General features: G+C 62.0%; 24 protein-coding genes. 4 read left to right on the top strand and 20 right to left on the bottom strand.

Translation table 11 applies throughout. The annotated features are described in order from the left end of the window. Positions 1–33: 33 nt before the first annotated feature. The 16 genes from Q4G20_RS03495 to Q4G20_RS03420 form a co-directional block, all read right to left on the bottom strand. Complete coding sequence (locus Q4G20_RS03495; RefSeq protein ID WP_303341971.1) at positions 34–549, bottom strand: MerR family transcriptional regulator; 516 nt, start codon at positions 547–549, stop codon at positions 34–36. 8 nt (positions 550–557) lie between these two features. Then, complete coding sequence (ihfA, locus tag Q4G20_RS03490; protein ID WP_303341970.1) at positions 558–860, bottom strand: integration host factor subunit alpha; 303 nt, start codon at positions 858–860, stop codon at positions 558–560. 109 nt (positions 861–969) lie between these two features. Next, positions 970–2,055 (bottom strand): TRAP transporter substrate-binding protein DctP, encoded by a 1,086-nt coding sequence (dctP, locus tag Q4G20_RS03485; RefSeq protein ID WP_303341969.1) that lies wholly within the window; start codon positions 2,053–2,055, stop codon positions 970–972. A gap of 31 nt (positions 2,056–2,086) precedes the next feature. Next, on the bottom strand, positions 2,087–3,412 hold the full coding sequence (locus tag Q4G20_RS03480) for a TRAP transporter large permease subunit (RefSeq protein WP_303341968.1): 1,326 nt from the start codon (positions 3,410–3,412) through the stop codon (positions 2,087–2,089). Next, entirely contained in the window at positions 3,402–3,920 is a 519-nt protein-coding gene (locus Q4G20_RS03475) for a TRAP transporter small permease subunit (protein WP_303341967.1), read from the bottom strand. The genes Q4G20_RS03480 and Q4G20_RS03475 overlap by 11 nt, the downstream gene beginning before the upstream one ends. A 549-nt stretch (positions 3,921–4,469) precedes the next feature. Then, positions 4,470–4,691 carry a 50S ribosomal protein L31 gene (gene rpmE / locus Q4G20_RS03470; RefSeq protein ID WP_303341966.1) on the bottom strand — a complete coding sequence of 74 codons (222 nt, stop codon included), beginning with the start codon at positions 4,689–4,691 and terminating at the stop codon, positions 4,470–4,472. Between the two features lie 12 nt (positions 4,692–4,703). Continuing rightward, positions 4,704–5,087: a 50S ribosomal protein L19 gene (gene rplS, locus Q4G20_RS03465; RefSeq protein WP_303341965.1), complete on the bottom strand. Its 384-nt coding sequence runs from the start codon at positions 5,085–5,087 to the stop codon at positions 4,704–4,706. Between the two features lie 11 nt (positions 5,088–5,098). After that, positions 5,099–5,944: a tRNA (guanosine(37)-N1)-methyltransferase TrmD gene (gene trmD / locus Q4G20_RS03460; protein ID WP_303341964.1), complete on the bottom strand. Its 846-nt coding sequence runs from the start codon at positions 5,942–5,944 to the stop codon at positions 5,099–5,101. Next, the gene (rimM, locus tag Q4G20_RS03455; protein ID WP_303341963.1) at positions 5,937–6,437 is read right to left on the bottom strand and encodes a ribosome maturation factor RimM; all 501 of its coding nucleotides are present in this window, start codon (positions 6,435–6,437) and stop codon (positions 5,937–5,939) included. Before rimM ends, trmD begins: the two co-directional genes overlap by 8 nt. Then, positions 6,430–6,564, bottom strand: a complete 135-nt coding sequence (locus Q4G20_RS03450) for a hypothetical protein (RefSeq protein ID WP_303341962.1) — start codon at positions 6,562–6,564, stop codon at positions 6,430–6,432. The genes rimM and Q4G20_RS03450 overlap by 8 nt, the downstream gene beginning before the upstream one ends. 59 nt (positions 6,565–6,623) lie before the next feature. Continuing rightward, positions 6,624–6,986: a 30S ribosomal protein S16 gene (gene rpsP, locus Q4G20_RS03445; RefSeq protein WP_303341961.1), complete on the bottom strand. Its 363-nt coding sequence runs from the start codon at positions 6,984–6,986 to the stop codon at positions 6,624–6,626. A gap of 39 nt (positions 6,987–7,025) precedes the next feature. Beyond that, entirely contained in the window at positions 7,026–7,322 is a 297-nt protein-coding gene (locus tag Q4G20_RS03440) for a chorismate mutase (RefSeq protein ID WP_303341960.1), read from the bottom strand. Positions 7,323–7,413: 91 nt separating this feature from the next. Next, complete coding sequence (locus tag Q4G20_RS03435; protein WP_303341959.1) at positions 7,414–7,926, bottom strand: GNAT family N-acetyltransferase; 513 nt, start codon at positions 7,924–7,926, stop codon at positions 7,414–7,416. Next, positions 7,923–8,444 (bottom strand): GNAT family N-acetyltransferase, encoded by a 522-nt coding sequence (locus tag Q4G20_RS03430; protein ID WP_303341958.1) that lies wholly within the window; start codon positions 8,442–8,444, stop codon positions 7,923–7,925. Before Q4G20_RS03430 ends, Q4G20_RS03435 begins: the two co-directional genes overlap by 4 nt. Next, positions 8,441–9,937, bottom strand: a complete 1,497-nt coding sequence (gene ffh, locus Q4G20_RS03425; protein WP_303341957.1) for a signal recognition particle protein — start codon at positions 9,935–9,937, stop codon at positions 8,441–8,443. Before ffh ends, Q4G20_RS03430 begins: the two co-directional genes overlap by 4 nt. Positions 9,938–10,100: 163 nt before the next feature. Then, positions 10,101–10,688, bottom strand: a complete 588-nt coding sequence (locus Q4G20_RS03420) for an FMN-dependent NADH-azoreductase (RefSeq protein ID WP_303341956.1) — start codon at positions 10,686–10,688, stop codon at positions 10,101–10,103. Between the two features lie 98 nt (positions 10,689–10,786). Between Q4G20_RS03420 and Q4G20_RS03415 the strand changes: the two genes are divergently transcribed. Continuing rightward, a complete protein-coding gene (locus Q4G20_RS03415; RefSeq protein WP_368660772.1) occupies positions 10,787–11,617 on the top strand; it encodes a LysR family transcriptional regulator in 831 nt (276 codons plus the stop codon). Positions 11,618–12,865: 1,248 nt separating this feature from the next. On the opposite strand, the gene Q4G20_RS03410 is transcribed toward Q4G20_RS03415, so the two are convergent. After that, the gene (locus tag Q4G20_RS03410) at positions 12,866–15,022 is read right to left on the bottom strand and encodes a ComEC/Rec2 family competence protein (RefSeq protein WP_303341955.1); all 2,157 of its coding nucleotides are present in this window, start codon (positions 15,020–15,022) and stop codon (positions 12,866–12,868) included. 109 nt (positions 15,023–15,131) lie between these two features. On the opposite strand from Q4G20_RS03410, the gene gltX reads away from it, so the two are divergent. The 3 genes from gltX to Q4G20_RS03395 are packed head-to-tail and all read left to right on the top strand — an operon-like array spanning position 15,132 to position 18,551. Continuing rightward, a complete protein-coding gene (gene gltX / locus Q4G20_RS03405; RefSeq protein WP_303341954.1) occupies positions 15,132–16,526 on the top strand; it encodes a glutamate--tRNA ligase in 1,395 nt (464 codons plus the stop codon). Between the two features lie 25 nt (positions 16,527–16,551). Next, the gene (locus Q4G20_RS03400; RefSeq protein WP_303341953.1) at positions 16,552–17,844 is read left to right on the top strand and encodes a citrate synthase; all 1,293 of its coding nucleotides are present in this window, start codon (positions 16,552–16,554) and stop codon (positions 17,842–17,844) included. A 59-nt stretch (positions 17,845–17,903) separates the two neighbouring features. Continuing rightward, positions 17,904–18,551: an SDR family oxidoreductase gene (locus Q4G20_RS03395; protein ID WP_303341952.1), complete on the top strand. Its 648-nt coding sequence runs from the start codon at positions 17,904–17,906 to the stop codon at positions 18,549–18,551. A 745-nt stretch (positions 18,552–19,296) separates the two neighbouring features. On the opposite strand, the gene Q4G20_RS03390 is transcribed toward Q4G20_RS03395, so the two are convergent. The 3 genes from Q4G20_RS03390 to rpmF are packed head-to-tail and all read right to left on the bottom strand — an operon-like array spanning position 19,297 to position 21,588. Continuing rightward, complete coding sequence (locus Q4G20_RS03390) at positions 19,297–20,256, bottom strand: beta-ketoacyl-ACP synthase III (protein ID WP_303341951.1); 960 nt, start codon at positions 20,254–20,256, stop codon at positions 19,297–19,299. After that, entirely contained in the window at positions 20,253–21,359 is a 1,107-nt protein-coding gene (gene plsX / locus Q4G20_RS03385; RefSeq protein ID WP_303341950.1) for a phosphate acyltransferase PlsX, read from the bottom strand. The genes Q4G20_RS03390 and plsX overlap by 4 nt, the downstream gene beginning before the upstream one ends. Before the next feature lie 22 nt (positions 21,360–21,381). After that, positions 21,382–21,588 carry a 50S ribosomal protein L32 gene (rpmF, locus tag Q4G20_RS03380; RefSeq protein ID WP_303341949.1) on the bottom strand — a complete coding sequence of 69 codons (207 nt, stop codon included), beginning with the start codon at positions 21,586–21,588 and terminating at the stop codon, positions 21,382–21,384. Positions 21,589–21,715 lie beyond the last annotated feature (127 nt).

Below are 21,715 nucleotides of genomic sequence, written 5' to 3'. Positions count from 1 at the left end.
AAGGGCCGCATGTCGGAAATTTTCGTCAAATTGTCACGAAGCCGCCGAGGACGTCGCCGTGATCGCGCGCCGCAGTTTCAGCGCCAGCGGGCGGGCGTGCTGCCACCGGGCGTCCTGCGCGGTCATGCGGTCCAATTGCCGCGCCAAACGGGTCAGGCGGGGCAGCCACGCGGATGCGGGCGGGGCCGGAAACAACGGCAGCGGCGCAGGCCCGCGCGGCGCGCGGCGGGGCAGGGGGGCGGGCTTGGCGCGCGGTTCAACCGGCCCTTGCGCCAGCCGCGCATCGCCCAAATCCCGCAATGCCGCGCCGCGATCCGCCGCAATCATCTTTTTCGCGCCGCGAATCGTCATGCCATCATCGCGCAGCACCTGACACAGCCCCGCGGCCAGCCGCACATCATCGGGGCGGTAATAACGCCGCCCATCGCTGCGCTTCATCGGGCGCAGGGCAGAAAACTGCGTTTCCCAATAACGCAAAACATGCGGCGCAACACCAATCAGCTGCGCCACCTCACCGATGGAACGGAATGCCCCTGCGCCTTTCGACATCGCGTCGATCAGCGTTTATTGCCGGCCGCCACGCGGTCCTTCATCAGATGCGACGGACGGAACGACAGCACGCGGCGCGGCGTGATCGGCACCTCTTCCCCGGTTTTGGGGTTGCGGCCAATGCGTTCGTTTTTGTCACGCACGCTGAAGGTTCCAAAGGACGAAATCTTCACCTGTTCGCCCTGCACCAACGCGTCGGAAATATGGTTCAGCACACTTTCGACCAGTTGTGCGGATTCGTGGCGGGATAATCCCACCTCACGAAAGACCGCTTCGGCCAGATCCATGCGGGTCAGTGTCTTTTCGCCCATTATCTTTCCCCATTGCTGCCCGAAAGGATGGTTCGGTTTCATCGGGCTGTCAATGTAAAGGGCGGAGAAATCGTTCCCCGCCCGTCACTTATCTGTGCATATCATGCAATTATTGCACACATGCGTCAATGGCGGCCACATCCGGGCCTTGCGCATCACGGCCCAGATTGAACGGAGCCGAGGCATTGCGCCAATCGGCATAGTCCGCCAGATAATGCAGCTGGCTGGAATAGATCTTGGCCGCAGTCGGATTCGCACAGGCGATTTCCGTGATGGTTTCGTTCGCCATTTCCTGAATCCGGGCCAGCGATTCGTCATCCATGCGGGTGATCTGGGTGCCAGCCGCCTTGAATTTCGCGAAGGCGTCGGCGGCGTGTTTTTCGGTGAAGGACAGGCTCCACAGCATGGTGGCGTCGGCAGCGATTTTCAGGCGGTCCTGCGTGTCGGCGTCCAGACGATCCCACGCCGCCTTGTTAATCATGACGCCAAAGACCGACGCCGATTGGTGCCAGCCCGGCGTTGACCAGTATTTCGTCACCTGATGGAAACCGCCCGAATAATCGACATTGGGGGTCGAAAATTCCGCACCGTCAATCACGCCGCGTTCCAGCGATTGATAGATTTCGCCGCCCGCCATGCTGACTTGGTTACCGCCCAGCTTTTCCAACAACTTACCCTGTTCCAGACCGGACAGACGCAGGCGCAGGCCGCGCAAATCCTCGACCGTGTTGATGGCTTTGTTGGTGGTGCGGAACCCCGATTCGTTATTGGTCACGGCATAGGGCAGATACACCATGCCAAAGCGGCCATACACTTCGTTATACAGGTCCGCGCCGCCCCATTCCTGAATCCAGTTCACATAATCAACGGCGTTGAACAGGCTGGCCGTGGTGGCCAGCGGCGAAAACGCCGCGTCGCGACCGGCCCAATACCCCGGCCAGTCCGCGCCCGCCTGAATGGTGCCGGATTGCACGGCGCCAAACACCTCACCCGCGGGAACCAGACTGCCGCCGTCGTAGAAATCAATCGACAATGTGGACGAATCAACCAGCTTGCCAACCAGTTCGACCCATTTCTTGTCCATCTCGATCAGTTCCAGACTGGACGGCCAAGTGGTCGTCATGGTCCAGGTTTCGGCCAATGCCGGGCCAGACATCGCGGTTGCCAAGGCCACCGAAGCGATCAGTTTTTTCATGTTTTCCTCCTTGTTTATCAATGCGCTGCCGTTATCCGGCATAGATCGTAGCCGGCAGCCATGTGACCAGCGGCGGGAACAGAATGACCAGCAGACACATCAGCAGCACCAGACCGATGAACGGCACAACGCCGATGATGATGTCGCCGGTTTTCACCTCGGGCGGGGCAATGGCGCGCATATAGAACAGCGCATATCCAAAGGGCGGCGACATAAAGCTGGTTTGCAGCACGACGGCCATCAGGATCACGAACCACAGCGGGTCGATGCCCATTTCGTTGACCAGCGGCAAAAAGATCGGGAAGGACAGCAGCACAATCCCGGTCCAATCCAGGAACATGCCCAGAATGAACACCGCAATCAGCATCACCGCAACCAAGGTATAGGGGTCGCTGGCCAGCCCGCGCATCACATCCTGACTGGCGCGCAGGCCGCCGGTGATGTTGAACACGCCGGTAAAGGCGGTTGCGCCCACCACGATGAACAGAATCATCGCCGATGTGCGGCCGGTTTCCAGCAGCGCGGAATAAAAGGTGCGCCATTCAAACCGCCCGCGGGCAATCACGATCAGCAGCGACAGCACGGCGCCGATGGCGCTTGCCTCGGTCGCGGTCGCGATCCCGGCCAAGAGCGAGCCCAGAATCCCCAGGATCAGAATCAGCGGCGGCACGGCTTCGACCAGCAGCATTTTCCACATTTCGGCCTTGCTGATGCGGTCGGTTTCCTGCATCGCGGGCGCCCATTCGGGTTTCAGCCACGCGATCAGCGCGACATACACCGCATAGAGAACGCCCAGCAAAACACCGGGAATCATTGCGCCGGCAAACAACTGCCCCACCGACAGGCCGGGGGCATAGGACGACATCAGAATCAGCATGATCGACGGCGGAATCAGGATGCCCAAACAGCCCGAGGCCCCGATCAGACCCGTCGCCAGCCGTTTGTCATAGCCGTATTGCAGCATCGGGCGCAGGGCCATCATGCCCATCACCGTGATCGACGCGCCGATAATCCCGGTCGTCGCGGCCAGCAGGATGGAAATGAACACCACGGCCAGACCCAGACCACCTTTGACATTGGCCAACAGGTGTCGCAGCGCCTCGAACATTCGGTCGGTCACGCCGCTGTCGGACAGAAACCGCGCCATCAACACGAAGAGCGGAATGGCGATAAGGACATAGTTATCAAGCACATCACCGAAAATTCGGTTCGTCACGATGCCCAAGACCTGCGGACGGCCCGCGATGAAGGCGCCCAGAATCGCCGTGCCGCCCAGAACCATGGCCAGCGGGTGGCCCATGAACAGGCCCAGCACCAGCAGGCCCGACATAATCAACGCAATTGCTTCACCGGACATCCATCGGCTCCATCGGGTCGGGGGTATTTTCGACGTTCAGGATCAGCTTTAACACTTCGCTGATGCCTTGGATCAGCAACAGACAGGCCGCCACAAACATCGCCATTTTCAACGGATAAACAGGCAGTTGCACCGCGCCATAGGTCAGTTCACCCTGATTCCACGACGTGATCGCAAAGTCCCAGCTGCGCCGCGCAAAAATCCACGCAAACGGAAAGAAAAAGATGACATAGCCCGCCAGATCCACCCAGCGGCGCAGCCCCGGCCCCATGCGGGATGTCAGCAAATCCACCCGCACATGCGATTGATGGCGCAGGGCATAACCGCCCAGCATGATGAAATAAAACCCATAAAGCTGTTTCGTCACGTCAAAGGCCCAGCGTGTCGGCTGGCCCATGTAACGCATGATGACATCATAGATGATGATGAAGGCAAAAATAATCGCGACGATCGACACGATGCGTCCCACGATTTCATTGATGCCGTCAATCAGACGGATAATTGGCAATCTCTGTCCCTCCCTCGGGTGGTGTGCGTTCTGCACCTTTGGTTGTGGCAGTCTTTTCCAAAGCCCCCGCGCCTGTCAACAGCGCCCCGTGCGTTGTGTTGCATTTGATCTATTATGCCACGCGCGCATTAAGAAATTATGAACGCGCCCCGAGGGTTAGGCGGCGCAGCACAGCCGGCCCGGCCCCAGCCGCCAGGATCAGCGCCTCATCCGCCGGTTGCGTGATCGGCGCGGCGGTTTCAGGTCGGGCATTTGGCGGAATTGCACAAAAAGACAGGTGAAAAAATTTACCAGAACGGCATGAATTAACACATTCTTAGGATCAGGAGGACCGCCAGAATGCGTTTTATCACACTTGCTGCGGCGTTTGCGGCCGCAATCGCGTTTTCACCCGTTCCTGCCGATGCCCATGGCGGCGGGTGCCGCAAATCATCGCCGCCGGGACAATGCTGTCACATGGACAACCGGGCGGGCAAAGTGCATTGCCATTAACCCCAACGAAAAACGCCGCCCCACGGGGCGGCGTTTCGCAAAACAATGGGGCAGGGATCAGAAACCCAGACCCGCATATTTCGATTTGAATTTCGACACGCGGCCGCCGGTGTCCATCAGCTTGGTCGAGCCGCCGGTCCAGGCCGGGTGCGACGTCGGGTCGATGTCCAGCGACATGGTGTCGCCTTCTTTGCCCCAGGTCGAACGGGTCTGATAGACCGTGCCGTCCGTCATTTTGATTTCGATCATGTGATAATCGGGGTGGATGTCTTTTTTCATCGTCAGACGTCCTTATGCTTTGGTGTCGGCTTTGGGGCGATAGTTGGTTTTTTCGGCGATACGGGCCGATTTACCACGACGATCGCGCAGGTAATACAGTTTGGCGCGGCGGACGCGGCCACGGCGCACAACCTCGATCGATTCGACATTGGTCGAATACAGCGGGAACACACGTTCCACGCCTTCGCCAAAGCTGATTTTGCGGACGGTGAACGACGCGGCGATGCCGTCGCCGCCTTTGCGGCTGATGCACACGCCTTCGTAATTCTGGACGCGGGTGCGCGTGCCTTCGGTCACTTTATAGCCGACGCGCACGGTGTCACCGGCTTTAAAGTCGGGGATGGTCTTGCCAAGCGCGGCGATTTGCTCGGCTTCCAGTTGGGCGATCAGGTTCATCGCTGTTCCTTTCATGGCTCGCGGTGATTCCGCGATTGGTCTGATGCGCCCGAGAGCTGTCGGTCCTTTGCCGGGTCCATACTGTCGTATGCCCGCCACAGATCGGGGCGGCGTTCCTTGGTCAGCCTTTCGGCCTGTTCGGCCCGCCAACGGGCAATGGCCGCGTGATTGCCGGATAACAAAACATCCGGGATCGCACGGTTGTCCCATTCAGCGGGTTTCGTATACTGCGGATGTTCCAGCAGACCCCGATTGCCGATGGAAAAGGATTCCTCGGCCAGCGAATCCTGATTCCCCAGCACGCGCGGTATAAGCCGAACCGTCGCGTCAATCAAGACCTGAGCCGCGATTTCACCTCCCGTCAGGACATAATCGCCGATGCTGATTTCCTGCACGTTATGGGCGTCCAACACGCGCTGATCCACGCCTTCGAAGCGGCCACAGATCAGCGTGACCCCCGGCCCCTGCGCCAGTTCGCGCGCGCGGGCCTGCGTCAGCGGACGCCCGCGCGGAGACATATACACCACCGGCAGCCCGCCCCCGGCATGGCGCAGGGCGGCGTCCATCACATCGGCGCGGATCACCATGCCCGCCCCGCCACCCGCCGGGGTGTCATCGACATTGCGGTGACGGCCCACGCCGAAATCGCGCAGCGGGATGGTTTCCAGATTCCACAACCCCTGAGACAGCGCGCGCCCGGTCAGCGACAGGCCCAGAATGCCGGGGAACGCCTCGGGGAACAGGGTGATGATGCGGGCGGTCCACGCGCCCATGACCTGAGGTTCCGCGCCCAATTCGCGGGGGCGCAGGCTGGGGCGAATGGTCAACCGGCCATGCGATTTCGGGGTGTCAGTCATCGTCACTGCCGGGCGGATCGGCAACGATGCGGCGCGCGGTCAGGTCGACGGTTGGCACCGCCGCGCGGGTAAAGGGCAGCAGCACCACCTGCGAGCCGCCCACAATTTCCAGAATATCGCCCGCGCCGTGATCGAAAATCGCGCGCACGCGGCCAAGGATAACGCCGCCGGTGTCCACGACCTCTAACCCGATCAGGTCGGCGTGGTAAAATTCATCGTCAGGCAGCGACGGCAGCGCCGAACGCGGCGCCCACAGGGTCACGCCCTTTAACGCCTCGGCGTCTTCGCGGGTGGCCACGCCCGACAGGCGCGCGCCAAGCCCGCCCGTCACAGGCCGGGTCAGGGTGACGGCAAAGCTGCGTTTGCCGTCTTCGGACAGCAGCGGGCCATAGGTCGCGATGTCGTCCGGGGTGGCGCAAAAGCTTTTCAGCCGCACTTCGCCCTTGACGCCGAACGCGCCCGCAATGGCACCGACGCAAATCTTATCAGACATTGACCCCGCGGCAGATGCCGCCCTGCATTGTGCCGCCCAGATCCAGACAGGCATCTTTGGCCAGATAGCGTTCGCCCGCCACGCCCAGAATCAGGCCAACGGCAAAAATCGCAATCAAACGGATCATGTGGTCATTCCTTATCAGATCAGATGTGGGGCAGGGTGTCCCCCGCCCCACAGATGGGATCAGCCTTCGGCCGATTCCGCAGCGGCTGCGGCTTTTTCAGCCTTTTCGGCGGCGCGCTGTTGGGCGGCTTTGCCGGGTTCGCCTTTTTTCAGGTTCTGACGGTTCGCCTTTTCGCGCACGCCAGCAGCTTCCAGAAAACGCGCCACGCGGTCGGTCGGCTGTGCGCCTTGGGCCAGCCAGTGCTGCACGCGCTCCAGATCCATTTTCACGCGATCTTCGCTGTCTTTGGGCAGCAGCGGGTTATAGGTGCCCAGCTTTTCGATAAAGCGGCCGTCACGCGGCATACGCGAATCGGATGCGACGATGGCATAGTGGGGACGTTTTTTGCTGCCGCCACGGGCCAGACGGATTTTCATTGCCATTGGTGTTCTCCTTATAAATGGCGGTTGGGGCCTTGCCCCTTAGGATTGATAGCTTTCGTGATGGCGGATCACCTCGGCGATCACGAAGTTCAGGAATTTGCGCGCGAATTCCGGGTCGAGGTCGGCCTCGCGCGCGAGGCGTTCCAGCCGTTCGATTTGCGCGGATTCGCGCAAGGGATCAGACGGCGGAAGATCATGTTCAGCCTTAAGCAGGCCGACATTTTGGGTATGTTTGAACCGTTCGGCCAGCGTGAACACCAAAATGGCGTCCAGCCGGTCAATGCTGGCGCGATGTCCGGCCAAGAGGCTGGCGGCGCGGGTGGCGGCGTCGGTCATGGGCGGTTCCCACTGGTAAAGTGCGGCTTGGCACGGCGAGGCTGGGGGTTTTGCACCCCCAGACCCCCGCAGGATATTTGCGCACAGAAGATCATGCGTTCCCCTTGGGGTGCAGCCAGACGGTCATCGGGCCAAACGGGCTGTCGCCTTCGCCCATCTGCATCGCGTCCAGTTTCGCAGCCAGTGCCAGTGACCGGGTGTTGTCCGGTGCGATGAACGAAATCAGTTGGTCCATGCCCTGCGCTGCGGCCCAGTCGCGGGCGGCAATCGCGGCTTCGCGGGCATAGCCATGGCCTTCGCAGCCGTTGAACAGCTGCCAGCCCAGTTCCGGCGCGGGCCAGCCGTCATGTTTGATGATCCCGCAGGTGCCAAGCAGGCGCCCCGAGGCGGTTTCTTCGATCATCCAATAGCCATAGCCGCGCATCGCCCAATGGCCCGGATTGGCGATGAACAAGATCCAGCTTTCGAACCGGTCGCGCGGGCCGCCGACAAAGCTGCTGCGGTCGTCGGCCATGAATTCGGCAAAGATATCAAAGTCATCCTCGCGCACGGCGCGCAGGGTCAGGCGTTCGCTGTGGATCGTGGGGGCGTTTGTGTGGGTCATGATGCGGTTTCCTGCGGGTGGCGATAGATCAGGCACGGTTCGTTGCGCAGGGTCGTTTCGCGTTCAACCGTCGCGCCCATCCGTTCGGCCAAACGGCGCGAGCGGGTGTTATCCGGATGGATGTTCGACACCAGCGGTCCCAGCCCGAAATGACGCGCGGCATAGTCGCGCGCGGCCATGGCGCCTTCGAAGGCAAGGCCCTGACCCTGAAACCCGTCAAAGACGGTCCAGCCCAGTTCGGGTTCCGGCCAGTCCAGATGATGCACAATGCCGATGCGCCCCGCGATGTCGCCCGCCCGCGTGGTCACGGTCCACACCCCGTAACCGCGGATCGCCCAATAGCCGATATGCGCAGCGATTTTTTCGTAAACCTGCCAGTCCTGATGCGGGCCGCCCACGAAATGCGACCGGTCCGACGCGCCAAAGCGCACGGACGCTGGCAGGTCGTCCAGCGACGGCCCGCGCAGGATCAGGCGTTCGGTTTCGATCACCGGGATATGGACGGCGGGCAGGGTCATTTTTTGCCAAACAGCCCGGACAGCCCGCCCGGCAGGCCCGCTTTGCCCAATTGACCGCCCAGACCGCGCGGATCTTGCAGCATTTTCTGCGCCTCGGCCATTTTTGCGGGGTCGAGGTTTTCCATATCGGGCAGGCCGCCGCCTTTGCCGGTCATGGCGCGCATGGCCTGTTTCATCATGCCGCCTTTGCCCATTTTGCCCAGCTTTTTCATGGTGTCGGCCATCTGTTTCTGCATTTTCAGCAGACGGTTCAGATCGGCCACATCCAGCCCCGCACCGGCGGCGATGCGTTTTTTGCGGCTGGCCTGCAACAGATCAGGATTGGCCCTTTCCTTTTTCGTCATCGAGTTAATCAACCCGATCTGGCGGCGGATCGCGCTGTCGTCATAGCCCGCAGCCTCGGCCTGTTTGGCCATTTTCTGCATACCGGGCATCATCGACATGACCGACTGCATCCCGCCCATTTTTTGCATCTGTTCCAGTTGGCCTTTCAGGTCGTTCATGTTGAACAACCCTTTCTGGAACCGCTTCATCATGCGTTCGGCCTGTTCGACCTCCAGCACTTGTTGCGCTTTTTCGACAAGCGCCACGATGTCGCCCATGCCCAAGATGCGGCCTGCGACACGCTGGGCGTCGAACGCTTCGATCGCGTCCATTTTTTCGCCCAAGCCGACGAAGCGGATCGGTTTGCCCGTCACCGCGCGCATCGACAGCGCCGCACCGCCGCGCCCGTCGCCGTCCATCCGCGTCAGAACCACGCCGGACACGCCGACCTTGGCGTCAAATTCGGTGGCGACATTCACCGCGTCCTGACCCGTCAGACCATCGACGACCAACAGCGTTTCGCGCGGCTGGGCGATGTCGCGGACGGCCTGCACTTCGTCCATCAGCACCTGATCAATATGCAGACGGCCTGCGGTATCCAGCAGGTAAACGTCATAACCACCCAAACTGGCCTGCGTTTTCGCGCGTTTCGCGATCTGCACCGCCGATTCGCCCGCCACGATGGGCAGGGTATCAACGCCAATCTGCTGGCCCAGAATCGCAAGCTGTTCCATAGCGGCGGGGCGGTTGGTGTCCAGCGACGCCATCAGCACACGTTTCTTTTCGCGGTCCTTCAGGCGCAGGGCCAGCTTGGCGGTCGTGGTGGTTTTCCCCGAGCCTTGCAACCCGACCATCAGGATCGGCGCGGGCGGGTTGTCGATGCGCAGGGCGTCGGGTTCACCGTCGCCTTGCAGCACCTTAATCAGTTCATCATGAACGATTTTAACGACTTGCTGGCCCGGCGTGATGGATTTCGTGACCGATGCGCCCGTCGCCTTGGCCGTCACCGATTTCACAAATGACCGCGCCACGGGCAGGGACACGTCAGCCTCTAACAACGCAACCCGCACTTCGCGCATGGCGGCGGTGACGTCATCTTCGGTCAGCGCGCCTTGTTTGGTCAGCCGGTCAAAAACGCCGCCCAAACGGTCGGAAAGGTTTTCAAACATCGGCGGGCCTCCTGTCGGTCCAAACACGGTTGCCCCCGTGGGCGCAACGCGCTGACGGGGGGCGATCCCCGCATCTGACGGGGACCGGAAGGCACATCCTTCCGGGAATCTGGGGTTTCATACGAAAAAGCGGCGGTCGAGTCAACCGCCGCCCCGTCGCGCGTTACGCCGCGATCTGATCCAGTGCCGTTTGCGCCCGGGCCATGCCAGCATCGCGGTCCAGGGCCAGACCGTCGGCGGGGATAAAGGTCACATCGGTGATCCCCAGAAAGCCCAGCATATGCCGCAGATAGCCCGACGCGAAATCTATATCCGATCCCATCGGCGTGCCAGCGGCGGTATAGGCGATAAAGGCGCGCTTGCCGGTCAGCAGACCTTCGGGACCGGCTTCGGTGTAGCGGAAACTGATGCCCGCGCGCGCGATCTGATCCAGCCAGTTTTTCAACTGCGCGGTGATGGTGAAATTGTAAACCGGCGCGCCGATGACCAGCACATCGGCATCCTGCACCTGCTTCAGCAGCGCGTCCGATGTGGCAATCAGGGCTTGTTGGTCGGCGCTTGGCTGGTCGGGCGTCATGCGCACGGCGTGGAACCAATCGGTATCAATCGCCGGAACGCCCGCGTTCAGGTCGCGATAGGTGACGGTTGCGTCGGGGTTCGTCGCGCGCAGGCGGGCGACCGCATCCGCGGTCAGTTTGCGCGAAACGGATGCGTCGCCGGTAATGGCGCTGTCGATGTGCAGAATATGCATGGCGTTAACCCTTGTTTTGCTTGTCTGAGGGGTGATCTGGGGCTAGTCGTGGGAAAAGAAAACGGGAACAAGCGCGCAGGTTCTGTGCATGGCTGCACATGATGGATGAATGGGACGATGTCCGTGTGGCCTTGGCGGTCGCGCGCGCGGGAACGATCAGCGGTGCCGCCGATGTTCTGGGCGTTCATCACGCCACCGTGATCCGCCGGATCGACGCGTTAGAGGCGCGGTTAAATCAACGCCTGTTCCTGCGCGGGGCGCGCGGTTACAGCCTGACCGATGCGGGCGAAACGCTGCGCGATACCGCCGAATCGGTCGAAGATCATCTGGCGCAGATGGCCAGCCGGATTGCGGGCGGCTCCAGCATCAGCGGACGTCTGACGGTGACCTGTCTGCCCGATCTGCATTGGATCATCACGCCGCGTCTGGTGCCGTTATTGGCGCAGCACCCGGAATTGAGGCTGGACTATCAGACCGGTTCGCGGCTGTTCCGGCTGGACACGGGCGAAGCGCATATCGCCATCCGCGCCGCCGAAACCCCGCCGCAAAACCCCGATTATGTGGTTCAGCCGTTTTTGCGGCTGCGGGTCGCGTTGTATGCGGCGCCCGATTATGCGGCGCTGCCGGACTGGGCGGCGAATAACTTTGTCTGCCCCGGTGCGGATGAGGCGGGCGCGCCCTGGTCCGCCTGGCTGCGCAACAATGTCCCGGCGGAACGCTGGATTGCGCAGGCGAATGAACCCGCGGCGCAGCGTGCGCTGATCGGGTCGGGCGTCGGGGTGGGGTTTGTGCGGTCCGATCTGGCGGTTGGGCTGCGCGAAATCGGGCATCTGCCCGATTGGGACACGCAGCTGTGGCTGGTCACGCATATGGATTTGCACCGCACGCCCAAGGTGCAAGCCGCGATTGCGGCGTTGCGGCAGGGGTGAGTGGGGGCTTAACGCATTAACCTTAATGCGGGGATGCGGCGGGCCGTCGGGCGTGCGGTTCGATTTGGCGGTTTTGGCGCGAAAAATAGGGCAAATGCCGCAGCTGCTCTGCGCGACCAAGATGCAGGCCGCGATTTCGGCGTTGCGATAAGAGTGTTTCAGGGACGCGTTAACCTTAATGGCGAATGCGCGGCGGATCGCTGGGCGTCGGGTTGGTTTGCCGCGATCCTGCGGCGGGTCTGCGAAAGATCGGATGAATGCGGCATCTACACGATATGCCGAATCTGCAAGCCGCGACTGGCGCGTTGCGTCAGGGGTGATTGGGGCTTAACGCATTAACCTTAACCGGGGATGCGCGGGGGATTGCTGTACTGCGGGTGTGTGCGGTTCGGTCTGGGGGGCGATTAGCCTCACCGCGTTAACGTTAACCGGCGACGCGCTGCGCGTTTGTGTGTGTCGGTGCGAGTTGTCGCGACGCGCTGCGGCGTCGGGGTTACGTGAAATCGTGAGTATTCCGAACTGGGACACGCCACTGTGGCTGGTGACGCATATGGATTTGCACCGCACGCCCAAGGCGCAAGCTGCGATTGCGGCGTTGCGATAAGAGTGTTTCAGGGACGCATTAACCTTAATGGCGAATGCGCTGCGGATCGCTGGGCGTCGGGTTCGTGCGGTTCGATTTGGCAGGTTATCTGCCTGATCGGGACACGCCACTGTGGCTGGTGACGCATATGGATTTGCACCGAACGCCCAAAATGCAGGCCGCCATTTCGGCGTTGCGGCAGGAGTCTTTCAGGGACGCATTAACCTTAATGGCGAATGCGCGGCGGATCGCTGGGCGTCGGGTTCGTGCGGTTCGATTTGGCAGGTTATCTGCCTGATCGGGACACGCCACTGTGGCTGGTGACGCATATGGATTTGCACCGAACGCCCAAGGTGCAAGCCGCGATTGCGGCGTTGCGGCAGGGGGAGTTGGGGCTTAACGCATTAACCTTAATGCGGGGATGCGCTACGGATCGCCGAGTGTCGGGCTTATTCGCTTCGATTTGGCGGTCGGGCCGCGAAAGATCGGGCAAATATCTCACCTGACTCTAACGCCAAGGGTGCAGGTGGCGATTGCCGCGTTGCGGTATCGAAGCTTACGATGCATTAACCTTAACCGTGGTTGGGCGTGCATATGGCCCGTGCCGCAGGCGCAAGGTTCACGCTGCGATTGCCGTTTTGCTGACGCGCATGCCCGCCTTACCCTCACCGCGTTAACCTTAACCGCGGATGCACCTCAGCCGCGCTGCGGATGACCGGGCCGTCGGGTGTCATATCCACGGCCAAGGCGCCCGCATCGCGCAGCCGCACCGGGTCAAAGGCCCTACAGGCCGCGTCATCGGGCAGGGGGATGGCCTCGGTCGCGACCAGAATACGGCGGGGCTGACATTCGGCGGCGGCGCGGTCGCCCGATCCTTTGCCGGTAAAATGGCCGATGTCCCAGCCATGCGGCAGGGCGGCCCAGCGGTCGCGGCGGTCGCCGTCCCAGGCGGGGCGGGCGGCGGATTGGGATTGGCTGGCGATGTCGCCGTCTTCCAACAGCCATGTGCTGATGGCGAAGCCTCCGCCCGATGGTTTGGACACCGCGCGGCCGGTGGGGGTCATCAGGCCGACGGCCTCGCCCTCGGCCGCGATCAGGATCAGGGGGCGGGTGGTCGTTAACCACAACGCGCCCGCCAGAATCAGCATGACCGCGCCGGACCAGAACCCCGCCATCAGCGGTCCCGCCCGCGTCAGCCGCAGATCGCGCCGCCAGCACAGAATCATCAGCGACGATCCAAACCCCATCAGCGGCACGACCGACGCCGGCGGCAGGGGAATCGCCGTGACTGCGCCGCCGATGCTTGCTACCCATTCCGCCACCCACAGCATCCACAGCGTCCCCATGCCCATCACCCACAGGGCCGGGCCTTCCAACCCCAGCGGGGCCAGCAGCGCGCCGATCACGCCCGCGGGCATCACGAACACGCCCATCACCGGCACCGCCAGCAGGTTCGCCAGCATCCCATATTGCGCCATCCGGTTGAAATGCGCCGCTGCAATGGGCGAGGTCGCGATCCCCGCCACAAAGGACGACACCAGCAGCATCGCCACGGGGCGTATGACCCAATGCAGGCGCGGCGCGATGCGCGCCCATGGTCCCGCCGACAGGATCAACGCGACGGTGGCGGCAAAGCTCATCTGAAAGCCCGGCGTTGTCACCGATTCGGGGGAATAGATCAGCACCACGACCGCCGCCACGGCAATGGTGCGCAGGGAAATCGCGCGCCGGTCCACCAGAATCGCGGCCAGCATCACCGCGACCATGATAAACGACCGTTCCGTCGCCACGCCGCCCCCCGACAGCCACAGATAACAGGCCGAGGCAAACAGCGCGCCCCCCGCCGCGATCTTATGCACAGCGATGCGGGGCGCGGCGCCCAAGCCCTGCGCCAGCACCAGAACCAGCCGCAGGGCGGTATAGACGAAACCGGCTAACATGCTCATATGCAAGCCGGAAATCGAGATAATGTGATACAGGTTCGACGCGCGCATGACGTCGTTTGTCGCCTCGGCAATGCCGGAACGGTCGCCGGTCATCAGCGCGGCGGCAACCGCGCCCTGTTGGCCGCCGATACGGTCCTGCATCGCGGCGCTGATCGACATGCGGGCGCGGTGCATCCACCACATCCCGCCCTGAGGCGGCGCGACCGTCATAATCGGGGTGCGGCTGTAACCCACCGCGCCCAGCCCCATGAACCACGCATGTTGCCTGAAATCGAAACTGCCCGGTGCGGCGGGGCCGGGGGGCGGTCCCAGATGGCCGGTCAGCATCACCCGTTGCCCCAGCTGTGGCAGTTCGTCATCCGGGGTATCCATCAGCGACAGGCGCACCCGGTTGGGGGTGCGGTCGGGGCCGTGATCGCGCAGCACCACCTGATCCAGCAGCAGGCGTTTGCGGTCGCGGGCCGATCGGTCAATGTCGATCACGCGCCCTTCGACCGGGCCGTAATACCGCCAATCTATCACCGGGGCGGCGACCATCTGCGCGCGCATCCCGGCCAGCCCATAACCGCCGACGATCATCACTCCGGCCAGTGCCAGCAGCCGCGCCCAATCGGCGGCGGGCCAGCTGATCCGCCCGCGTTCCGCCCAGAGCGGCGCGCCAAAGGCCACCACAGCGCACAGAATCAGCGCCGCCAGAACCGCGCCCCATTGCGTCCACGCCAACAGAAACGGGTGCAGAAACCACGCGCCAATCCCCACCGACAGGCACACCGGCACCCACAAAAACAGCCCGCCCCGCACGGCCGCTGTGGCGCGCAGGCGTGGGGGCGCTGCGTGTTTTGACAGGCGGGGCGCAGATGTGGGGCCGGGGTTCATCCTTGTTCTTTCACGGTCGCTTGACTATCACATGGAACCAGAATGGCACGGTGGGTCTTACTAAATCGTTAAGATCGCTGCGCCGGCATATACTTTTCCAAAGGCTCCGATGACCCAATCCCCTGTTGTGACCCGCTTTGCCCCTTCGCCCACTGGTTATTTGCATATTGGGGGCGCGCGGACGGCGTTGTTCAACTGGCTGTATGCGCGGGGCCGGGGCGGCAAATTCCTGCTGCGGATCGAGGATACCGACCGCGCCCGTTCCACCTCTGACGCGACCGAGGCGATCCTCAAGGGTCTGACATGGTTGGGTTTGGATTGGGACGGTGAACCCGTCAGCCAATTCGCGCAAAAGGACCGCCACGCCGAGATTGCCCAGCAATTGCTGGCGCGCGGCGCGGCGTATAAATGTTTTTCCACGCCGGAAGAAATCGCTCAGTGGCGCGACAACAACCCCCGTCAGCCGTTTCAAAGCCCGTGGCGCGACGCGACGGACCATCCCGACGCGCCCTATGCCCTGCGTCTGCGCGCGCCGCGTGATGGGGAAACGGTGATTGACGATCAGGTGCAGGGGCAGGTGCGTGTCGGCAACGATCAGCTGGACGATATGATCATCCTGCGCAGCGACGGCACGCCGACCTATATGCTGGCCGTGGTGGTGGATGATCACGACATGGGCGTGACGCATGTCATCCGCGGCGATGACCACCTGACCAACACCGCGCGTCAGGTCCAGATCATCGACGCCATGGGCTGGCCGCGCCCGACCTATGCCCATATCCCGCTGATCCATGGCGAAGATGGGAAAAAGCTGTCGAAACGTCACGGCGCGGTTGGCCTGCATGAATTTGCAGCGCTTGGTTATCCTCCGGCCGCGATGCGCAATTATCTGGCCCGTCTGGGGTGGAGCCATGGCGACGACGAATTGTTCAGCGACGCGCAGGCATTGGAATGGTTCGATCTGTCGGGAATCGGTCGCGCGCCCGCTCGGTTGGATTTCAAGAAACTGGAACATGTCAGCAGCCACCATATCGGCACGATGTCCGACGCCGCCGTTCTGGCCGGGATCGAGGATTTCCGCGCCGAAATCGGCCAGCCTCCTTTGTCGGATGCGCAATCCGAACGCCTGATCCCCGCGCTGAGTGCGCTGAAAGAAAAGGCGAAAACACTGCCCGCGCTGTTGGATCAGGCGCATTTTGCGCTGATCGACCGCCCCGTGGAATTGGAACAAAAAGCATCAAATGCTTTGGATTCGGTATCCCGTGGTATGCTGAAAACATTGACTTCTGCACTGCAGCATGTTAGCTGGAACCGAAGCGATCTGGAGGAGGCCGCTAAGGCCATGGCAGAGGATGCGGGCGTGGGCTTGGGTAAAATCGCGGCCCCTGTCCGGGCTGCCTTGGCCGGTCGCGCATCCACCCCCAGCATTTTTGATATGATGATTGCGCTTGGCCGCGATGAAACCATCGCGCGGCTGACCGACCAATTCGAACAGGCGGATTGACGCCACAGAGAGAGGAAGCCGTAACATGGCAGATCTGAACCCGGCCAAGCTGACGATTGACGGACAAGATTACGAATTGCCCGTGCTAAAGCCCACGGCAGGCCCGAATGTGTTGGACATTCGCAAACTGTATGGTCAGGCGGATGTGTTCACCTATGACCCCGGCTTTACCTCGACCGCCAGCTGTGATTCGACGATCACCTATATCGACGGCGATAAGGGCGAATTGTGGTATCGCGGCTATCCCATTGAACAATTGGCCGAAAAATCGCACTATCTTGAGGTGTGTTACCTGCTGCTGCACGGCGAACTGCCCAGCAAGGAACAGATGGTTGATTTCGAAAACCGCATCACGCGGCACACGATGGTGCATGAACAGATGCACTATTTCTTCCGCGGGTTCCGTCGCGACAGCCATCCGATGGCGACCATGGTTGGCGTGGTCGGCGCCATGTCGGCGTTTTACCACGATTCGACCGATATTTCCGACGAATGGCAACGCGAAGTTGCGGCCATGCGCCTGATCGCGAAACTGCCGACGATTGCGGCCATGGCCTATAAATACTCGATCGGGCAACCGTTCGTGTATCCGCGCAATGATCTGGATTATGCGGCGAATTTCTTGCATATGTGCTTTGCCGTCCCGGCCGAAGACTATGTGGTCAAGCCCGAACTGGCCCGTGCCATGGATCGGATTTTCACCCTGCACGCCGATCACGAACAGAACGCATCCACGTCCACCGTGCGTCTGGCGGGCTCGTCCGGGGCGAACCCGTTCGCCTGTATCGCGGCGGGCATCGCCTGCCTGTGGGGGCCGGCGCATGGCGGTGCGAACCAGGCCTGTCTGGAAATGCTGAAAGAAATCGGCACCGTGGACCGCATCCCCGAATACATCGCCAAGGCCAAGGATAAGAACGACCCGTTCCGCCTGATGGGCTTTGGTCACCGGGTTTACAAAAACTTTGACCCCCGCGCCAAAGTGATGAAGGAATCCGCAGATGAGGTTCTGGACCTGCTGGGCATCGAAAACAACGAAACCCTGAAGGTCGCCAAGGAACTGGAACGCATCGCGCTTGAGGATGAATATTTCGTCAGCAAAAAGCTGTATCCGAACGTCGATTTCTATTCGGGCATCATCCTGTCGGCCATGGGCTTCCCGACCTCGATGTTCACGCCGATCTTTGCGATGTCGCGGACGGTTGGCTGGATCAGCCAGTGGAAAGAAATGATCGGCGATCCGCAAAACAAAATCGGTCGGCCGCGTCAGCTCTATGTCGGTTCCGACCGCCGCGATTATGTGGATGTCAGCAGCCGCTAATCGGTGCTGCGCCGGGTTTGGGGGCCGTTGCGGCCCCCTTTTCCGTTAAGGGTAAAGACATGGAAAAACAAAAACTTGCTCTGGTGACGGGTGCGTCGCGTGGTCTGGGTGCGGCATTGGCACAGGGGCTGGCCGCGCGCGGATATCACGTTCTGGCCGTCGCCCGCACCGTTGGCGCGCTTGAGGAATTGGACGACCGCATCCGCGCGGCGGGCGGGCAGGCCACGCTGGCCCCCATGGATGTGGCCGAGGCTCCGGCGATGCAGCAGATGACCAAGGCGATTGCCGACCGTTGGGGCGGGCTGGACCTGTGGGCGCATACCGCGATCCACACCGCGCCCTTGGCCCCCGCCCCGCATATCGAGGGGAAAGATTGGGCGAAATCGGTGCTGGTCAACGTCGATGTCACGCGCGGGCTGATTGCATTGCTGGAACCTCTGTTGCGGATGCGGAACGGCACGGCGCTGTTTTTCGACGACGCGCGGGGCGGGCAAAAGTTCTTCGGCGCCTATGGCGCGACCAAGGCGGCGCAGATCGCCCTTGCCCGCAGTTGGCAGGCCGAGGCCGCGCAGCACGGCCCCCGCGTCGTGATCGACGAACCCGCGCCGATGCCAACCGCCGTTCGCGGGCGTTTCTTCCCCGGCGAAGACCGCAGCACCCTGACCCCCTGTCAGGCCGAGGCGGACCGTATCCTGAACGCGTTGTAACGGCGGGTTTTTTGGTGTCGTGGGGCCGATCTGGCCCTGCGAGGGTTTGCAATCACGGCGGCTAAAGCCATGCGGCAGTTGGTTTGTGTCGCGCGCGGAGATTGACGGGAAACCGTGGGGTGACCGGATATGGCCTGCGTCGCAGCTGGTAAGCGGACGGGCATCCGTCCAGCCCGGCGCAGATTATTCCGCTGCGCGTCGTGGTCATCTGTGAACGCTGGTTAACCTTAACCGCTAACGGGCGTGATGCACTGGCCCCGTTGGGAACGGGGCGATCATCGGTCGGTCTGTCCAAATCATCCCGTCGTGCATCGTGGTGATCTGGAAAAGTTCTGTGATCCTCGTGGGTTGGACGGCGTGGCTGATTGCTGCGGTCCACGTGCAGCGGGTAAGCGGACGGGTATCCGTCAGACGACGCCCCGCCGGTCATGGCGATCGGCGAAAGCGCGGGATCATATCGGATGTTAAGGGGCGGGGTCGCAGGGTTCTGCCCGTCTTGCGGCGGGGATGGGTGGCGTCTGTCTCGTTATGTGCATTTTTTGCACGCCGATTGTCTCGATCTGCGAAAATTCTGTCAGTTTCGCGGATATTAAAGCGGCGGGCCGGCAAGCCTTGGGGTTCATGCGTTAGGTGACGTGTGAACCATCATGCGATTCGCTGGTATTCTTTGGCCGGCTGTATGGGTCAAAAGCAAGAGTACTATTCAGAATCAAACGGTTGCTAGGGCGCGCCCGCGCCCCCAGCCTCACCACCGCAGAACCACCGAACCCCAGCTGAGGCCGCCGCCAATCGCCTCGGTCACGACGATCTGGCCGGGTTTCAGCAGCCCTTTGCCGTCGGCAACCGACAGGGCCAGCGGGATCGACGCGGCAGATGTGTTGCCGTGATCCGCGACGGTCAGCACGACCTTATCCATGGGCAGGCCCATTTTCTGCGCGGTCGCGGTGATGATGCGCATATTCGCCTGATGCGGGACCAGCCAATCCACGTCAGCGGGCGTCAGCCCCGCTTTATCCAGTGCCGTATGCGCGGTTTGTGCCAGTTTTTCAACGGCATGGCGGAACACCAGATTGCCCTGCATCCGCAGATGACCCGCCGTGCCGGTCGTGGACACGCCGCCATCGACATACAGCAATTCGCGCAAACTGCCGTCGCTGTTCAGATCGGTGGCCAGCACGCCCCGGTCGCCGTCTTGCGCCTGCAAGATCACCGCCCCGGCGCCGTCCCCGAACAACACGCAGGTGCCGCGATCGGTCCAGTCCATGATCCGGGAAAAGGTTTCCGCGCCAATCACCAGCACCCGTTCGGCCAGACCCGCGCGGATCATCGCATCGGCATTGCCCAAGGCGAACACAAACCCCGCGCACACCGCCTGAATATCATAGGCAAAGCCGCGTTTGACGCCCAAGCCCGCCTGAATCATCGTCGCAACGGCGGGAAAGGTAAAATCGGGGGTCGAGGTCGCAACGACGATCCCGTCCAGATCATCGGCGGTCAGCCCCGCGCGTTCCAGTGCCGCGCGCCCGGCGCGGATGCCCAGATCGCTGGTGGTCTGGCCTTCAGCCGCGAAATGGCGGCGTTCGATGCCCGACCGGCTGCGAATCCATTCGTCGGTGGTGTCGATTTTGTCTTCGAACCACGCATTTTCGACCACCCGTTCGGGCAGATAATGGCCGGTGCCGATGATAACCGAACGGCGCGTCACGATACCGACCCCGCTTCGTCTGTGGTGGCGGCGGCGGCGGCGCCTTGGGCCACGCGGGCGGCCAGTTTGTCCTGAAAGCCCGATTTCGCCAGCGTAAAGGCCAGCTTAATCGCCGCCGACACGCCGGTTGCGTCCGCCGAGCCGTGCGATTTCACGACCGTGCCGTTCAGGCCCAGAAAAATGCCGCCATTCACCCGGCGCGGGTCGATCCGCTTTTGCAGGCGTTTCAGCGATGTCATGGCCAGAAGGGCGGCGAATTTGGACATAATGGAATTGGCAAACGCCTCTTTCATGAATTGTCCGACCAGTTTGGCGGTCCCTTCGCCGGTCTTCAAGGCGATGTTGCCGGTAAATCCGTCCGTCACGATCACATCAACGCGCGCGGATGGCAGATCCCCGCCTTCGACAAAGCCGACATAATCGAACTGGCCAGCATCGGCGGCGGCCTCGATCAATTCATGGGCTTGTTTCAGCTCGGGGCGGCCTTTGTGTTCTTCGGTCCCGACATTCAACAGGCCGACGCGCGGGCGATCCAGCCCCAGCCCGTTGCGGGCATAGGACGTTCCCATCAGCGCATATTGCAGCAAATCGGGCGCGTCGGCGCGAATATCGGCGCCCACATCCAGCATGATGTTGAAGCCCTGAGGGTTCCGCGACGGCCACAAACACGCAATCGCCGGGCGGTTCACTCCCGGCAATTTGCGCAAACGCAGCATCGACAACGCCATCAGCGCGCCGGTATTTCCGCAGGATACGGCGACCTGCGCTTCGCCCTGTTTGACCGATTCGATGGTGGACCACATCGAACTGCCCGCGCCTTTGCGGACGACCTGACTGGGCTTATCCTCCATCGTGACGATGCCGTCGGTGTGGCGGATGTCGCAGCGCCCGGCCAAGACCTTACGCCGCGCGATCAGGCGCGTCAGTTCGGTTTCGTCGCCATGCACAATAAACCGGATTTCCGGGTTTTTCGCGGCGCTTTCGGCCATGCCGGCAACCACGACGCTGGGGCCGCGATCGCCGCCCATGGCGTCAACCGAAATCACCACGCTGCCCCCGTTTTGGGGGGCGCGTGGCGCGATGTTGGGCGTCGTCTGGGTCATGTGGCGGCGCAGTCAGCCGAAATCAGGCCGCGTCGTCGTCCAGATCAACTTCGTTCGCCTGTGCGATCACTTCGCGATCTGCGTAGTGGCCGCAGGACGGGCAAACGTGGTGCGGACGCTTCAATTCGCCGCAATTGGTGCATTCGTTCGGGTTACCCGCAACCAGAGCATCATGCGAACGGCGCATGTTACGACGCGAGCGGGTTACGCGATTCTGAGGGACAGCCATGTCACAACCTCGGGGTTAGACGGTGCGCGGCAGAGACCAAGCGCCCGTAGGTGAATTCCAAATGAACCGCGCTGATACGACAAAATCACCCTTACCGCAAGTCCCAACAGGGTTGCGGCGGCGCGAT

The sequence above is a fragment of the Paracoccus sp. (in: a-proteobacteria) genome (assembly GCF_030538495.1).
In the GTDB taxonomy this organism is placed as follows: domain Bacteria; phylum Pseudomonadota; class Alphaproteobacteria; order Rhodobacterales; family Rhodobacteraceae; genus Paracoccus.
This window is presented reverse-complemented; position numbering and strand designations above follow the sequence as displayed.

Coding starts and splice junctions, on each gene's coding strand:
- Q4G20_RS03495 (WP_303341971.1), bottom strand. CDS start 549: ATGTCGAAAGGCGCAGGGGCATTCCGTTCCATCGGTGAGGTGGCGCAG.
- ihfA (WP_303341970.1), bottom strand. CDS start 860: ATGGGCGAAAAGACACTGACCCGCATGGATCTGGCCGAAGCGGTCTTT.
- dctP (WP_303341969.1), bottom strand. CDS start 2,055: ATGAAAAAACTGATCGCTTCGGTGGCCTTGGCAACCGCGATGTCTGGC.
- Q4G20_RS03480 (WP_303341968.1), bottom strand. CDS start 3,412: ATGTCCGGTGAAGCAATTGCGTTGATTATGTCGGGCCTGCTGGTGCTG.
- rpmE (WP_303341966.1), bottom strand. CDS start 4,691: ATGAAAAAAGACATCCACCCCGATTATCACATGATCGAAATCAAAATG.
- rplS (WP_303341965.1), bottom strand. CDS start 5,087: ATGAACCTGATCGCCCAACTGGAAGCCGAGCAAATCGCCGCGCTTGGC.
- trmD (WP_303341964.1), bottom strand. CDS start 5,944: ATGACTGACACCCCGAAATCGCATGGCCGGTTGACCATTCGCCCCAGC.
- rimM (WP_303341963.1), bottom strand. CDS start 6,437: ATGTCTGATAAGATTTGCGTCGGTGCCATTGCGGGCGCGTTCGGCGTC.
- Q4G20_RS03450 (WP_303341962.1), bottom strand. CDS start 6,564: ATGATCCGTTTGATTGCGATTTTTGCCGTTGGCCTGATTCTGGGCGTG.
- rpsP (WP_303341961.1), bottom strand. CDS start 6,986: ATGGCAATGAAAATCCGTCTGGCCCGTGGCGGCAGCAAAAAACGTCCC.
- Q4G20_RS03440 (WP_303341960.1), bottom strand. CDS start 7,322: ATGACCGACGCCGCCACCCGCGCCGCCAGCCTCTTGGCCGGACATCGC.
- Q4G20_RS03435 (WP_303341959.1), bottom strand. CDS start 7,926: ATGACCCACACAAACGCCCCCACGATCCACAGCGAACGCCTGACCCTG.
- Q4G20_RS03430 (WP_303341958.1), bottom strand. CDS start 8,444: ATGACCCTGCCCGCCGTCCATATCCCGGTGATCGAAACCGAACGCCTG.
- ffh (WP_303341957.1), bottom strand. CDS start 9,937: ATGTTTGAAAACCTTTCCGACCGTTTGGGCGGCGTTTTTGACCGGCTG.
- Q4G20_RS03420 (WP_303341956.1), bottom strand. CDS start 10,688: ATGCATATTCTGCACATCGACAGCGCCATTACCGGCGACGCATCCGTT.
- Q4G20_RS03415 (WP_368660772.1), top strand. CDS start 10,787: ATGATGGATGAATGGGACGATGTCCGTGTGGCCTTGGCGGTCGCGCGC.
- Q4G20_RS03410 (WP_303341955.1), bottom strand. CDS start 15,022: ATGAACCCCGGCCCCACATCTGCGCCCCGCCTGTCAAAACACGCAGCG.
- gltX (WP_303341954.1), top strand. CDS start 15,132: ATGACCCAATCCCCTGTTGTGACCCGCTTTGCCCCTTCGCCCACTGGT.
- Q4G20_RS03400 (WP_303341953.1), top strand. CDS start 16,552: ATGGCAGATCTGAACCCGGCCAAGCTGACGATTGACGGACAAGATTAC.
- Q4G20_RS03395 (WP_303341952.1), top strand. CDS start 17,904: ATGGAAAAACAAAAACTTGCTCTGGTGACGGGTGCGTCGCGTGGTCTG.
- plsX (WP_303341950.1), bottom strand. CDS start 21,359: ATGACCCAGACGACGCCCAACATCGCGCCACGCGCCCCCCAAAACGGG.
- rpmF (WP_303341949.1), bottom strand. CDS start 21,588: ATGGCTGTCCCTCAGAATCGCGTAACCCGCTCGCGTCGTAACATGCGC.